The organism is Actinomadura rayongensis (assembly GCF_009831215.1).
Taxonomy (GTDB): domain Bacteria; phylum Actinomycetota; class Actinomycetes; order Streptosporangiales; family Streptosporangiaceae; genus Spirillospora; species Spirillospora rayongensis.
Genome location: NZ_WUTW01000007.1, coordinates 148,009 through 162,091, shown reverse-complemented (window position 1 = coordinate 162,091; position 14,083 = coordinate 148,009). Strand labels below are relative to the sequence as shown.

9 protein-coding genes are annotated in these 14,083 nt (G+C 76.7%); 7 read left to right on the top strand and 2 right to left on the bottom strand.

The annotated features are described in order from the left end of the window. Nucleotide 1: 1 nt before the first annotated feature. The gene (locus tag GQ466_RS25745) at nucleotides 2-1,138 is read left to right on the top strand and encodes a DUF58 domain-containing protein (protein ID WP_161105621.1); all 1,137 of its coding nucleotides are present in this window, start codon (nucleotides 2-4) and stop codon (nucleotides 1,136-1,138) included. Then, nucleotides 1,135-3,345, top strand: coding sequence for a transglutaminaseTgpA domain-containing protein (locus tag GQ466_RS25740; protein ID WP_161105620.1), 2,211 nt, complete (start codon nucleotides 1,135-1,137; stop codon nucleotides 3,343-3,345). Before GQ466_RS25745 ends, GQ466_RS25740 begins: the two co-directional genes overlap by 4 nt. On the opposite strand, the gene GQ466_RS25735 is transcribed toward GQ466_RS25740, so the two are convergent. Next, nucleotides 3,240-5,021 carry a serine/threonine-protein kinase gene (locus GQ466_RS25735; protein ID WP_161105619.1) on the bottom strand — a complete coding sequence of 594 codons (1,782 nt, stop codon included), beginning with the start codon at nucleotides 5,019-5,021 and terminating at the stop codon, nucleotides 3,240-3,242. The genes GQ466_RS25740 and GQ466_RS25735 overlap by 106 nt on opposite strands. A 217-nt stretch (nucleotides 5,022-5,238) precedes the next feature. Between GQ466_RS25735 and GQ466_RS25730 the strand changes: the two genes are divergently transcribed. After that, nucleotides 5,239-6,792, top strand: coding sequence for a hypothetical protein (locus GQ466_RS25730; protein WP_161105618.1), 1,554 nt, complete (start codon nucleotides 5,239-5,241; stop codon nucleotides 6,790-6,792). 150 nt (nucleotides 6,793-6,942) lie between these two features. Continuing rightward, nucleotides 6,943-8,088 carry a CaiB/BaiF CoA transferase family protein gene (locus tag GQ466_RS25725; RefSeq protein ID WP_161105617.1) on the top strand — a complete coding sequence of 382 codons (1,146 nt, stop codon included), beginning with the start codon at nucleotides 6,943-6,945 and terminating at the stop codon, nucleotides 8,086-8,088. Here the strand turns inward: GQ466_RS25725 and GQ466_RS25720 are convergent. Further along, nucleotides 8,056-9,444 carry an MFS transporter gene (locus GQ466_RS25720; RefSeq protein ID WP_161105616.1) on the bottom strand — a complete coding sequence of 463 codons (1,389 nt, stop codon included), beginning with the start codon at nucleotides 9,442-9,444 and terminating at the stop codon, nucleotides 8,056-8,058. The two genes, GQ466_RS25725 and GQ466_RS25720, sit on opposite strands and share 33 nt — an antisense overlap. Nucleotides 9,445-9,502: 58 nt before the next feature. Between GQ466_RS25720 and GQ466_RS25715 the strand changes: the two genes are divergently transcribed. From GQ466_RS25715 to GQ466_RS25705, 3 genes are all read left to right on the top strand, one after another. Then, nucleotides 9,503-10,168 carry a TetR/AcrR family transcriptional regulator gene (locus GQ466_RS25715; protein ID WP_237418371.1) on the top strand — a complete coding sequence of 222 codons (666 nt, stop codon included), beginning with the start codon at nucleotides 9,503-9,505 and terminating at the stop codon, nucleotides 10,166-10,168. 20 nt (nucleotides 10,169-10,188) lie between these two features. Next, entirely contained in the window at nucleotides 10,189-12,243 is a 2,055-nt protein-coding gene (locus tag GQ466_RS25710; RefSeq protein ID WP_161105614.1) for an ATP-binding protein, read from the top strand. A 115-nt stretch (nucleotides 12,244-12,358) separates the two neighbouring features. Further along, nucleotides 12,359-14,074, top strand: a complete 1,716-nt coding sequence (locus tag GQ466_RS25705; protein ID WP_161105613.1) for a sulfatase — start codon at nucleotides 12,359-12,361, stop codon at nucleotides 14,072-14,074. Nucleotides 14,075-14,083: the final 9 nt, after the last annotated feature.

Here is a 14,083-nt window from a genome sequence, read left to right as displayed (position 1 = left end):
GATGCTCACGCCGCTCGGCCTGGCCACGGCCGCGGGATCGGCGGCGCTGTACGCGGCGGGCTGGTGGCTCGGCTACCCCGAGCCCGCCGCGCTCGGCGCCGCCGGGCTCGCCGCGTCCGCCGGGGCGCTGCTGTGGACGCTGCCGCGCCCGCGCCTGGAGGTCCGCCGGGAGATCGCGCCGGAGAAGGTCGCGCGCGGCGAGCCCGCCGTCGGCGTCCTGCACGTGACGAACGCGGGCCGCGCCGTCCGGGGCGGGCTCGCGGCGCGGGACACGGCCGGGTCCGAGCCCGTCGCGGTCGACCTGCCCCGGATGCGGAGCGGCGCGCGGCGGACCGTCACCTACCGGCTGTCGACCGCGCGGCGCGGCGAGATCCCCGTCGGGCCGCTGCGGCTCGTGCGCGCCGACCCGCTCGGCCTCGCGCGCCGCGTCCGCTCCTACGGGACGCCGCGCACGCTGCTGGTGCGGCCCCGGACCGTTCCGCTCGGGCTGCTGCCGTCCGGACGCGCGCACCACCTCGAAGGCCCGACGAGCGAGAAGTCCCCGGCGGGCACCGCGACGTTCCACGCGCTGCGCGAGTACGTCGTCGGGGACGAGCTGCGGCACGTCCACTGGAAGTCGTCCGCGCGCACCGGGACGCTCATGGTGCGGCGCCTGGTGGACGCGAGCCTGCCCACCACGACCGTCCTCGTGGACGACCGCGCCGCCGCCTGGCGCGACCCCGACGACTTCGAGCTGGCCGTGGACGTCGCGGCGTCCGTCGCCGTGGGCGCCGCGCGGGCGAGCTTCCCGGTGCGGGTGCTGGCCGCGTCCGGGCCGGTCGCGGCGACGCGCGGCGGGCCCGGCGACGCCGAGACCGTGCTGGACCGGCTGACCCGGCTCGCGCTCGACCCCGGCGGCGACCGGTCCGTCACCGACGCGCTGCGCGGGGCGCCGGGCGGCGGGTCGCTCGTGGTGGTCGTCCAGGACGGCGCGGCGCTGGCCCGGCTCGGGGCCGTCCGCGCCCGCTACGACCGCGTCGTCGCGCTGCGGGTGCGGCCGGGGGACGGCGCGCCCGTGCCGCCGGGCGTCCAGGCCGCCGAGGTGGCCGATCTCGACGCGCTCAAGGCCGCCTGGCCGCTGCTCGGGAGGGGCCGGTGACGCGGCGGTACCTCGCGCTGCCCCTCACCGCCGCGCTCGCGTGTGCGGCCGGGCTCGCGTTCCATCGGGTGTTCGGGTACGGGCCGGTGCTGCCGGTCGTCGCGGTCGCGGCCGTCGTCCCGACCATGCTCGCGGCGCTGCTCGCGGGGCGCGCGGACCGGCCGTGGCCGTTGTGGACGTCGCTTGTTCTATCGGTTGCGGTTTGGCTGGGGACGGCCGCTGTCACCGTGCTGCGGCCGGTCGCGGGCGCGTTCCCGGACGCGGTGGCCGACGCCCTGCTCAGCGCGTGGAAGGCGATCCTCACGACGCTGCCGCCCGTCCCCGCCGACCCGCGCTCGCTGGCCTTCGTCAGCGCGCTGACCTGGCTCGGCGCCGCCGGGGCGGCGGAACTGGCGCTGCGCACGCCGTGGCGGCTCGCGCCGGGGCTGCCGCCGCTCGCGGTGTTCGCGGTCGCGCTGCTGCTCGGCGTCGGCGGGCCGGGGTCCAACGCGGCGCTCGTCGCCGCGGTCGCGGTGCTGCTGGCGGGGCTCGCGCTCGTCCGGTCGCCGGACGGCCGGCGCGCCTGGGCGGGCGTGCCGGTGGCGGCGGCGCTCGGCGGGGCGGTGTTCCTGCTCGTCCCGCACGTGCCGGTCGGCGCCGAGCCCTACGACCCGCGCGAGCAGGTGCAGGCGCCGCCGCCGCAGACCCGCGACGGCGTCAGCCCGCTGGACCGCGTCGGCGGGTGGCTGCTGTCGGACGAGGTCCTGTTCACCGTCCGCGCGTCCCGGGCCGCCGACCAGCGGCTCGTCGCGCTCGACCGGTTCGACGGCGTGACCTGGACGTCCACCGCCCGGTTCGTCCCGACCGGCGGGCGCGTGCCCGGCGCCGGCGGCGACGTCGCGCGCCGCCCGCTGGACCAGACGATCACGATCGCCGGGCTGCCCGGCATCTGGGCGCCCGCCGCCGACCGTCCGCGCCGCCTCGCCGGACTGGACGCCGTCGTCGACCCGGGCGCCGGGATCCTCGCCGCCGCGCGCCCGCTGCGGCGCGGCCAGACCTACCGGGTCGCGTCCGCGACGCCGCGCTGGGACCCCGACGAGCTGCTGTACGCCGACACCGCCGATGACCCCGAGGCCCGCGCCGCCCGCGCGCTGCCGTGGGGTCCTGGGGAGACGCGCGAACCCGTCCAGCTCGCCGACTTCCGGACGTTCGCCGAGGCCGCGACGGACGGGTCGTCCGGGCCGTTCCAGCAGGCCGCGCGGCTCGCCGAACGGCTCGCCGCCACCGCCCGCTACGACGTGTCAGCGCCGCCCGGCCACGGGTACCGGCAGCTCGACTACTTCCTCGGCACGTCGCGGCGCGGGACGTCCGAGCAGTTCGCCACGCTGTTCGCCGTGCTCGGCCGGACGATCGGGCTGCCCACCCGCGTCGTCGTCGGGTTCCGTCCGTCCGCGCCGCTCGGCGGGATCACCGAGGTGCGGTCGCGGGACGTGCTCGTCTGGCCCGAGGTGAAGTTCGCGGGCGTCGGCTGGGTGCCGTTCGACCCGACGCCCGCCAAGCGCGGGCAGTCCAAGCGGGCGGACGTCGCGGCGGGCGAGTCGAAGAAGCTGGAGCAGGCGCAGAAGGACGCGGCGGCGCGGCCGGGCGGGGGGACGCCGCCGAGCGCCGCGCCCGTCCCGCCGCCCGCCGCGCGCTCGGGGCACGGCGCGCCGCCCTGGCCTGTCCTCGCCGCGGTGGTCGCGTCGGTGCTCGTGGTCGGGTATCTCGCCGCCGTGCTCGCCGCGCCCGTCCTGCGCCGCCGGCGCCGCCGCGCCGGGACGCCCGCCGAACGCGTCGCCGGGGCCTGGCGGCAGGCTTTGGACGCGGTCGCCGCGCTCGGGCTGCGCTCCGCCGACGCCCTCACCGCGCACGAGGTCGCCGCGTTCGGCGCGGAGCGGGCCGGGGACGCCGCGTCCCGGGAGCTGCGCCCGCTCGCCGACCTCGCCAACCGCGCCCGGTTCGCGGCGTCGCCGGTCAGCGCCGCCGACGCCGACCGGGCCTGGGCGCACGCCGACCGGCTCGTCCGCCTTGCCGCCGCCGAGACCCGGTTCGTCCGGCGGTTCCATCCGCGCGAGCTGCGCCGTCAGCGCGCCGTGCGGGCGCCCCGGACGCACACCGGCGCCGACCAGGACACGTCCGCCGCCTTCCCCTGGTTGACGCGCAGGAGGGTGCCGACCCGGAAGCAGTAGCCGCGCCTGGCGTTCAGGCCGGTGACGGTCACCGCCTGCGCGCCGTTGCCCGCCGACACGACGGCCTGCCCGTCCGCCGGCTTCTTCAGGACGAGGATCGCGAGCTGCCGGGACGCCGCCGGAAGCTTCCAGCTCAGCGCGGCCGTCGTCCCGTACGGGCGGACGACCACGCCGCGCGGGCGCGTCTCGGCGTACCGGGAGCGCGGGATCGGGCCGGTGTCCGCGCTCGGCGCGGCGCTCGCGACCGGCGTCGCGGCCTGCGTCGCCGGGGGAGCGGACGGCTTCCCGCCGCCGCCCCACACCAGCGCGCCCACCCCGGCCGCCAGACCGCCGACGAGCGCCACGGACGCGGCGATGATCAGCCCGGGGCGCGGTCCGTCACGACGCGCGGGCGGCCCGGGGACGGTTCCGGGATGCGTGTCGGGCGCCCCGGGGACCGTCCCGGGTCGTGTGTCGGACCGCCCGGGAAGCGTTCCGGGTCGTGTGTCGGACGGCCCGGTGAGCGTCCCGGGCGACCCCGGGATCGTTCCGTGTCGTGTGCCGGGCGGCCCCGGGACGGTGCCGTGCCGCGCGTCGGGCGGCGCCGTGTCCTGCGGGACGGGCGCCTGCCACGGGCTCGCCTGGACCGCGGGCGCGGGCGGAGCGACCTGCGCGGTCGACGCCCAGTCCGGGACCGGCGGCGGAGGCGGCACGTCGCTCCCCGCCGGGACCGTGCCCGGCCCGCTCACAGCGCCGCCGCCCACAGCGCCGCCGCTTCCCGCTGTGCCGCCGCCCGTGCCGCCGAACGTCCCGCCGACGATGCCGCCGCCCGTGCCGTCGACCGCGCCGCCCGCCGTGCCGTAGGCGAGGTCCGTGACGGGCAGGCCGAGGTCGGCCTGGAGGCCGCGCAGCGCCTGCGCGAACGTGACCGCGTCCGGGTACCGGTCGGCGGGCGCCTTGGCCATCGCGCGCGCGATCACCGCGTGGACGCCCGGCGGCACGTGCGGCCCGAACGGCGGCGGCGGGTCGTTCAGGATCCGCAGCATGAGCTGCGCCATGCCCTCGCCCTTCGGCCCCTTGAACGCGGGCCGTCCGGCGAGGAGCTGGTAGAGCGTCGAGCCGAGCGAGTACAGGTCCGAGCCGACCCCGGCGGGCCGTCCCTCCAGCACCTCCGGCGCGGCGTGGTGCGGGGTGAACGCCTGCGTGTGCTGGGCGTCCAGGGAGTCGACGAGCCGCGCGATCCCGAAGTCGGCGAGCGCGGGCTCCCCGTACCGCGAGACGAGGATGTTCTGCGGCTTGATGTCGCGGTGCAGCACGTCGATCTCGTGGACGGCGGCCAGCGCGCCCGCGATCTTCACGCCGACCCGCAGCGCGTCCGCGACCGGCAGCGGCCCCTCGCGGTCCAGCCGGTCGGCGAGCGCGCCGTGCTCGAAGTACTCCATCGCGATGTACGGCGAGCCCGCCCGCGTCGTCCCGGTGTCGAGGACGGTCACGACGTTCGGATGCCCCGACAGCTTCGCGGTGATCGTGCACTCGCGCTGGAACCGGCGCAGCGCCGCGTCGTCCACGGCGTGGACCGACAGCACCTTCAGCGCCACGAGGCGGTCGAGCCGCTCCTGCCGGGCGCGGTAGACGACGCTGAACCCGCCCTCCCCGGCCCTGTCCAGCACGCGGTAGCCGGGCACGTCCTCGGTCATCGGGAGCGGGATCCTCTACTCGGGGGGCGGGCGCTCCAGCGTAGTACGCGGACGATTCGGACGCCGCATCCGCGCGGCGCCGCGCGCGTGAACGGTCTCACATCGCGGAAAGGCGGAATTGCCCTTTATCGCGGGTCCGGGTTCCGTCAATTCGGCTGTCCGTCGCGTCCGCGATCTCTAACCTTTCCGCATCACGACGCGAAGAGGAGGGGGCGCGATGCCGGAGACGACCGGAGAGAAGCCCGCCACGGGAACGCTTTATCGCGATCTCGTCTGGCTCGCCTATCTCGTCCTGCCCGACCGGGGCACCCGCACCCGGCGGATCGCGCTCGCGCGGCGCATCGCCGACGCGGCCGTCGCCGGGCGCCCGCACGACCCGCGCCGCCGCCGGACCCGCGTGCTGCGCCGCGCCGTCCGGCCGCCCCGCAGGCTTGCGCTCGGTCTCGGGCCGTGGACGCGGGCGCTGCCCGTCCCGCTGCCCGCCCCGGCGCTCACCGACCTGCTCGGGACGCTCGACCCGCCGGTCCGGATCGCGTACGTGCTGCGGCGGCTCGCCGGGATGCCCGGGTACGAGGTCCGCGACCAGCTCACGCGGCTGCGCGTCGCCGACCCGGCCGCCGTGCTCGCCGCCGCCGAGGCCGCGCCCGAGCCGCCCGAGGTGCCCGCGCCGTTCCCGCCCGCGCAGGTCCGCCCGGTGCGGCGCCGCTCGCTCGTCCCGGTGACGGCCGGGGTCGCGCTCACCGCGACGCTCGTCGGCGCGCTCGCCGCCGGGGAGGCCGGGCGGCTCGGCGTGGACGGCACCGCCGCCGCCCGCGACCTGCGCGTCACCGCCGCCGCGCCGGACGCCTGGCGCACCGGCCCGCACCGCCTCGACGCCTGGCCCGCGCGCGGCGACCTGGCGTCCGACCGGGACTTCACCGGCCGCGCCGCGCGCGCGTTCGCCACCGCCGACCGCACCGGCCCGGACCGCGCGCAGCTGCTGTTCGCTGGGCGCGTCGGCGGACGTCCCGTCGCGCTGCTGCGCCGGGCGGGCCGCGTCGCGCGGTTCGCGGGCGGGTCGGTCGAGGTCGTCTCGGCGGGCGAGGACGCCGAGACCCCGCTCGCGCTCGGCGACGGGCACTACCTGCTGCCGCCGTGGACCAACGCGGTGACCACGCCCGCCGGACGGGCCGTCCCGGTGCGGTCCGGCGTGACGGACCCGGTCGCGCCCACGACCCGCTGCGGCCGGGGCCCGCTGTTCGACCAGCACGGCCCGGGGACGGCCGTCCGGACGATCGGGCACCTCGGCGGCCCGCGTCCGCTCGCCCTGTCCTACCGGATGCCGGGCACGCCGCCCGTCACCCGCCTGACCGGCGGCGGCCTGCACCTGTGGGAACGCCTGGGCTGCGCGCTGCCGCAGCCCGCGCGCCCGCTCGGCGAGGCCCGCGCGTACGACTTCTGGTCCGGTCAGCTCCCCTTCGAGGGCGGGCGGGGCGACTGGACGTGCACCCGCCTCACCTTCGCGGGCGGCGGCACGACGTCCCGCGCCGTCCTGCTCACGCCCCGCGCCGAGCAGGCGACCGGCTGGTGCGACGAGGCGCGCCCGGTGGCCGGGACGTGGTGGCGCGCGCCGTCCGGCCGATGGGCGTACATCGCCGCCGCGCGCCGGGATCTGACGCCGTCGGTGGACGGCCGTCCGCGCCGTATTTCCCGGCGCGGCGGATTGCTGATCGTCCCCGGTCCGAATTCACCGCACACGCCGCCGGGAACGTTCACCGCGTCCGCCCGCTGACCAATCCCGGTGATCAACTGAATAATCCGGCATTACCCTCAAAAGGCGGTTCGGGCACCGCATTCGCCGGGGCGGGTCAGCGCGCGCTTACGGGGATGCGGCAGACTGGACCGCGACCGAACGACGTTCTGGGGAAAGAGGGGTGGCCGGATGGGTGCGGGGCCGCTGGACGGGGTGCGCGTGATCGAGCTGGCCGGGATCGGTCCCGGGCCGTTCGCGGCGATGCTGCTCGCCGATCTCGGAGCCGACGTGATCCGGGTGGACCGGGCGTCGGCCGTGGCGGGCGCGGGGGCGACCGGCGGAACGGACTTCACGAACCGGGGCAAGCGATCCATCGCGATCGACCTCAAGAGCGACGCGGGACGGGACGTCGTCCTGCGGATGGTCGAGAAGGCCGACGTGCTGGTCGAGGGGTTCCGGCCCGGCGTCACCGAGCGGCTCGGCCTCGGCCCGGACGACTGCCTCGCCCGCAACCCGCGCCTCGTCTACGGCCGCATGACCGGCTGGGGGCAGGACGGCCCGCTCGCGCAGAGCGCCGGGCACGACATCGGCTACATCGCCGTCACCGGCGCGCTGCACGCGATCGGCCGGGCGGGCGGCCCGCCGCAGGTCCCGATGAACCTGCTCGGCGACTTCGCGGGCGGCAGCATGTACCTCGTCGTCGGCGTCCTCGCCGCGCTGCTGGAGTCCAGGATCAGCGGACGCGGCCAGGTCGTGGACGCCGCGATCGTCGATGGCGTCGCGCACCTGTCCACGTTCATCCACGGGTTCATGGCCGGCGGCCTGTGGACGGATGAGCGCGGCGTCAACATCCTCGACACCGGCGCCCCCTGGTACGACGTCTACGGGACGGCCGACGGGAAGCACGTCGCGGTCGGCGCGATCGAGCCGCAGTTCTACGCCGAACTCCTCGCCAAGCTGGGCCTGGAGGCCGCCGACCTCCCCGGCCAGCACGACCGCGCCCGCTGGAACGAGCTGCGCGAGGCCTTCGCCGCCCGGTTCAAGGAGCGCACCCGCGACGAGTGGGCGGAGGTCTTCCTGCCCGGCGACGCGTGCGTCGCGCCCGTCCTGTCGCTGACCGAGGCCGCCGAACACCCCTACAACACGGCCCGCGACGTCTTCCCCGAGCGCGCCGGGCACCGGCAGCCCGCCCCCGCGCCGCGCTTCTCCCGGACGCCGGGGGAGACCGCCGGGCTGCCCGTCCTGCCCGGCGGGCAGACCCGCGACGTCCTCGCCGACCTCGGGTTCGCCGACGCCGACGCGCTACTGGACTCGGGCGCCGTCGTCCAGGGCTAGCGCGGGACGCGGCAGCACCACCAGCGCCACGAGCGCCGCGACGCCGAGCAGGACGGCGGTGACCGCGAGCCCCGCCGCGTAGCCGCCGTTCAGGTCGCCGGGCGCGACCGAGCCGCCGGTGCGGTGCGCGGCGAGCGTGGCCAGCGCGGCGAGGCCCACGCACCCGCCGAGCTGCCGCGCGCTGTTGACGACGCCCGCCGCCATGCCCGCCTCCGCCGCCGCGACGCCGGTCGTCGCGGCGGCGGTGACCGGCCCGAGGCACAGGCCGATCCCGACGCTGGTCAGCAGGGACGGGCCGAGGACGTCGCCGGCGAACGACCCGTCCGGGCTGACCATCGCGAACCATCCGAGCCCGAGCGCGGCCAGCGCGGCGCCGGGGACGAGGGCGAGGCGCGGCGACCGTCCCGACGTGAGCCGCACGGCCGACACAGCCCCCGCGACGGTCCCGGCGCAGAACGGCAGGAACGCCGCGCCGGTCGCGGCGGCGCCCAGCCCGAGGACGCGCTGGAGGTACAGCGAGACGAAGTAGAACGCGGCGAACTGCCCGGCCGTCGCGAGGAACACGAAGACGTTCGCGCCCGCCGTCCACCGGCCGCGCAGGAGCCCGGGCCGCAGCAGCGGATCGGCCGTCCGGGACTCCACGACGGCGAACGCGGTGAGCAGCAGCGCGGCGGCGGCGAGGACGCCGAGGGTCCGGCCCGACGCCCACCCGTACCGGTCCGTCCGGACGACCCCGAACGCGAGCAGGCCCGTCCCGGCCGTGGCGAGCACCGCCCCCGGCACGTCGAGCCGCCCCGGCCGCCCTCCGCCGCCGGGGACGCCGCGCGCGGTCAGCACGAGCGCGACCGCGACGATCGGCAGGTTCACGAGCATCACCCACCGCCAGCCCGCGTACTCGGTGAGCAGCCCGCCCACGAGGACGCCGAGCGCGCCGCCGCCCGCGTTGACCGCGCTCCACACGCCGAGCGCCCGCACCCGCGCCGCGCCCTCGGGAAAGGCGACGGTGAGGGCGGCGAGCGCGGCGGGCGCCAGCGCGGCGGCGGCGACGCCCTGGACGGCGCGGGCGGCGACGAGCTGGCCGGGCGTCTGCGCGAGCCCGCCCGCCAGCGACGCGAGGCCGAACGCCGCGAGCCCGGCGACGAGCGGGACCCGGCGGCCGAACAGGTCGGCCACGCGTCCGCCGAGCAGCAGGAACCCGCCGAACGTGAGCGCGTAGACGTGGACGACCCAGGCGAGGTCGACGGGCGCGAACCCCAGCGACGAGCCGATGGCCGGGAGGGCGACGTTGACGACGGACAGGTCGAGCGCGACGAGGAACTGGACCGCCGCCACGGCGGCCAAAGGGTTTCTATACATGTACAAAAACTAGCCGGAGCGGCCCCGCGCTGTCGAGGCGTGCGAGAGGATGAGCCGCATGACCGGCCAGAAGCGCCCGCCCGGACGCCCGCCGCGCATCTCCCGGGACGAGATCGTCGCGGCGGCGCACCGGATCGTCGCCGAGGAGGGCGTCGAGAAGCTGACGATGCGGCGGCTCGCGCGCGAGGTCGGGAGCACGCCGATGGCGCTCTACCACCACGTCAGCGACCGGGACGGCCTGCTGCTGCTCCTGCTGGAGGACTACGCCGTCCGCGCGCCGCGCCCGGACCTGCCCGCCGACCCGCGCGAGCGCGTCATCGCCGTCGCGACCGCGATGCGCGACGCGCTGGCGGAGATCCCGTGGATCATGGACGTGCTGACCAGCGGCCGTCTCTTCGGGCGGTCCGCGCTCTGGTTCAACGAGCAGATCATCGCCGCCGCCCTGGACTGCGGCCTGACGCCCGAGGACGCCGTCCGCGCCTACCGGGCGATCTGGCACTACACCGCCGGGCAGATCATCGTGACGTCCCGCGAGCGCGCCGCCCGCGACCGCGCCCGCGCCGCGACCGGCACCACCTACCGCGAGCGGGTCTTCGGCACGCTCGACCCGGACGAGCACCCGGCGCTCGCCCGGGTGGCGGACCGCTGGGAGGAACTGTCGGTCCGCGACGACTACGCCGCCGGGTTGCGCGCCCTCGTGGACGGCCTCGTCCGGCGGGCGTGACGCGCTTATAGTCCGCTGCCATGGACGTCTCGGCTGAGGAAACCATCGCGGCGCGGCTGGAACGGGCGCGGGCGCGCCGGTTCGTCGGCCGGTCGGCCGAATCGGCGCTGCTGCGCGACGCCCTGCGCGCGGCGGAGCCCGGCTTCGCGGTGCTCTACGTCCACGGTCCGGGGGGCGTCGGGAAGACCGCGCTGCTCGGTGAGCTGGCCCGGGTCGCGCGGGACGCGGGCGCGGCGCCGGTGCGGGTCGACGGGCGCGCGACCGGGCCGTCCCCGGAGGCGTTCGCCGCGTCCGCCCGGCCCGCCGGGCACGGCCGGACGGTCCTGTTCATCGACACCTACGAGGCGATCCTCCCGCTGGACGGCTGGATCCGGGAGACGCTGATCCCCGGCCTGCCCGCCGACGCCCTGGTCGTCATCGCCGGCCGCACCCCGCCGCCGCCGGGCTGGGCGGTGAACCCGGGCTGGCGCGACCTGCTCCGCGTCGTCCGCCTGGACAACCTGGACGCCGACGAGATCCGGGCCTTCGCCACCGCCGCCGGGGCGCCGCCGGACGTCCACGAACGGCTCGCCGCCGTCACCCACGGCCACCCGCTGGCGCTGACGCTGCTCACCGGCCTCCTGCGGCGCGACCCCGGCGCGGCCTGCGACCTGGCCGGGTCCCCGGACGTCGTGGACCGGCTGACCGAGTGCTTCCTCGCCGACGCCCCGAGCCCCCGGCACCGCCGCGCGCTCCAGGCCGCCGCGCACGCCCGGTTCACCACCGAACCGCTCCTGCGGGCCGCCCTGGACGATGACGCGGACGATGACGCGGACGACGAGGCGGGCGACCTCTACACCTGGCTGAGCGGCCTGGCGTTCGTCGAGCACGGCGAGCACGGCCTGTTCCCGCACGACCTCGTCCGCGACGTCGTGGCGGCCGACCTGCGCCGCCGCGACCCGGAGACCCGCGCCGACCTCCACCACCGCATCCGCCGCCACCTGATGGACGAGGTCGGGAGGACGTCCGGCCGGCAGCAGGCCCGGTGGATCACCGACGTCAGCTTCCTCGCCCGGACCCACCCGGTGATCCGCCGGTTCTGGGACTGGGACGCCCTCGACGCCGCCTACCCCGACCTGCCCGCGCCGTCCGAGCACGCCGAGCTGATCGCGCTGGCCGCCCGGCACCAGGGACCGCGCTCGGCGGACCTGCTGCGCCGCTACCTCGGCCATCCCGCCGCGACGGTCGCGGTGTTCCGGTCCGCCGAGCCCGGGCCGCGCGGGCTGGCCGTCCTGCTGCGGCTCGACCAGATGAGCGACGCCGACCTGGCCGCCGATCCGGCGACCGCCCCGGCGTGGGCGCACGTCCGGGCGCACGGCCCGCTGGCGGCGGGGGAGCAGGTGACGTTCAGCCGCTTCCTGATCGACCGCGACTGCTTCCAGGACGCCTCGCCCACCCGCAACGCCGCGTCCGCCAGCCATTCGCAGCGCATCCTCGGCAGTCCCGACCTGGCCTTCGACTTCCTCGGCGCGTTCCGGGAGGGCGCCGTCCAGCCGGAGGCCATGGCGCACGTCGGCTACGACGTCCTGCCCGGCGGCGCGTACGAGATCGACGGCGCCCGGCACTGCGTGTTCGTCCGGGACTGGCGCGGGCGCACCCCGGAGAGCTGGAGCGCGATGCTCGCCGACCGCGACCTCGGCCGCACCGCGCCCGTCGACGACCGGCCGTTCATCACCGCGCTGACCCACGCGGCGTTCACGGCCGCCGTCCGGACCGCGCTGCGCGACCTGCACGCCCCCGACCGCCTCGCCGTCAACCCGCTGCTCAGCGCGCGCCTCGTCGGGGGCGGCGGTCCGTCCGCGCTGCGCGCCGCCGTGCGCGCCGCGATCGACCACGTCCGGGACGATCCGCAGGAGCACAAGCTGTACCTCGTCCTGGACCGGACGTATCTGCGTCCCGCGCCCACGCAGGAACTCGCCGCCGAACTCCTCAGCCTGTCGCTCAGCACGTTCCGCCGCCACCACACGGCCGCCGTCGCCCGCGTCACCTCCCTGCTCTGGACGCGGGAACGCGACGCCACGCTCAACCACCCGTGAACCCGGTGAGCCGGGAGCTTCCTACTAAGCAGGTTGTCTAAGTAGGTAATTTGTGATCTCATTCCGGGCGTCCTGCCGCACGCGATCCGTCGGGCCGTCGCCCGGAAGGGAACACATGTCCGCACGACTGTCCCGTCACGCGCTCGGCGCGCTGACGGTGCCCCTCGCCCTCACCTTTCTCGGCGCGGCCTCCGGGCCGGCGCCGGCCGCCGCCGCGAAGGAGAAGCAGCCAGGCCGACCCAACGTGGTCTTCGTGCTGGCCGACGACCTCGGCTGGGCGGACCTCAGCACCGGCCGTACCAACCAAGGCAACGGCAACGACTTCATCCAGACACCGGCGATCGACAGGCTGGCCCGGGAGGGGATGTCCTTCGACAACGGCTACGCCTGCGTCATGTGCGCGCCCTCGCGGTCCGCGCTGCTGACCGGCCTCTACGCCCAGCGTCCCGACAACAACATCTACCTCGGCGCCGAGCTCAACAGCGGCGGTGACGACACCCTGCTCGTCGGGCCGCCGCAGGGGCTCGCGGACGGCAACCCCGTCCTCCCGCCGCACGCCGTCACCGTCGCCGAGACGCTGCAGAGCGCCGGTTACCGGACGGGGTACATCGGCAAGTTCCACGTCACCAAGAACGCGGCGGAGATCGTCTCGGCCCACGGCTTCGACGAGAACTTCGGCGGCAGCGAATCGGGCAACGCGAAGGTCTACCACGCCGAGAACGGGAAGTTCGACGCCTCCATCGGTCCCGCGCTCAACGCCTTCGCGGCGCCCTACACGCAGGCGTACGTCGATCAGAACCTCAAGCCGTACGCGCACGGGGTGAGCGGCAAGGCCCTCGACGCCCTGGTCGGCACCCAGAAGCACGTCACCGACGCGTTGAGCGACGCGGCCGTCAACTTCATCGACCGCAACAGCGGGCGGCCGTTCTTCACGTGGCTCAGTCAGTACGCGGTGCACAGCCCCGTCGGCGACGCGCAGGCGCGCAGCGACCTGCTGGCGAAGTACAAGGCCGCGACCCCCGGCAAGGACCCCGCCAAACCGTCGTACGCCGCGCTGGTGGAAGGGCTCGACCAATCGGTGGCGCGCGTGATCGACCACCTCGACCGCACGCCGGACCCGCGCAACCCCGGCCATGTGCTGGCGGACAACACGCTGGTCGTGTTCAGCTCCGACAACGGCGGACGCACGGACCTCGGCGGTTACAACGGCCCGCTGAAGGGGCAGAAGGGCGAACTCGACGAGGGCGGCGTGCGGGTCCCCTGGATCGTGTGGAGCAAGAACAAGCGGCTGGTGCGCGGTGGCACGATCAACTCCTCGCCCATCAACGGCACCGACCTCTACCCGACGCTCGCGGCCTACGCCGGGGCCAAGCTGCCGAGCGGCGTGCCCTTCGACGGGACGAACCTGCGGCCCGCCTTCACCACCGGCGCTCCCGTCGTCCGTCCGCGGTTCGCCCATCTGCCCGGCTACAAGAACGGCGGGGCCCGCGACCAGCGGCCCGAGACCACGGTGCGCGACGGCCGGTGGAAGCTCGGCTACACCTACGAGGACCAGCGCTGGCATCTCTACGACCTCGGCAACGACATTGGTGAGACCAACGACCTCGCGTCCCGGCGTCCCGACGTCGTCGCGCGGCTCGGGACCGAGATCGTCCGCTGGCTCGACCGCACCGACGCGCCGCTCGCCACGCTGCGCGCGGGCCGCCCGCCCCTGGAGCTGCAGGTGCGCGGCACGACCTACTCCGCCAAGACGGTGCGGCACTACGCGCGGAGCACGACCCTGCGCGTCCAGCCCGGCGACGAGGTCCCCCTGGTGCTCCCGAACTCCTAGGCGCCGCCG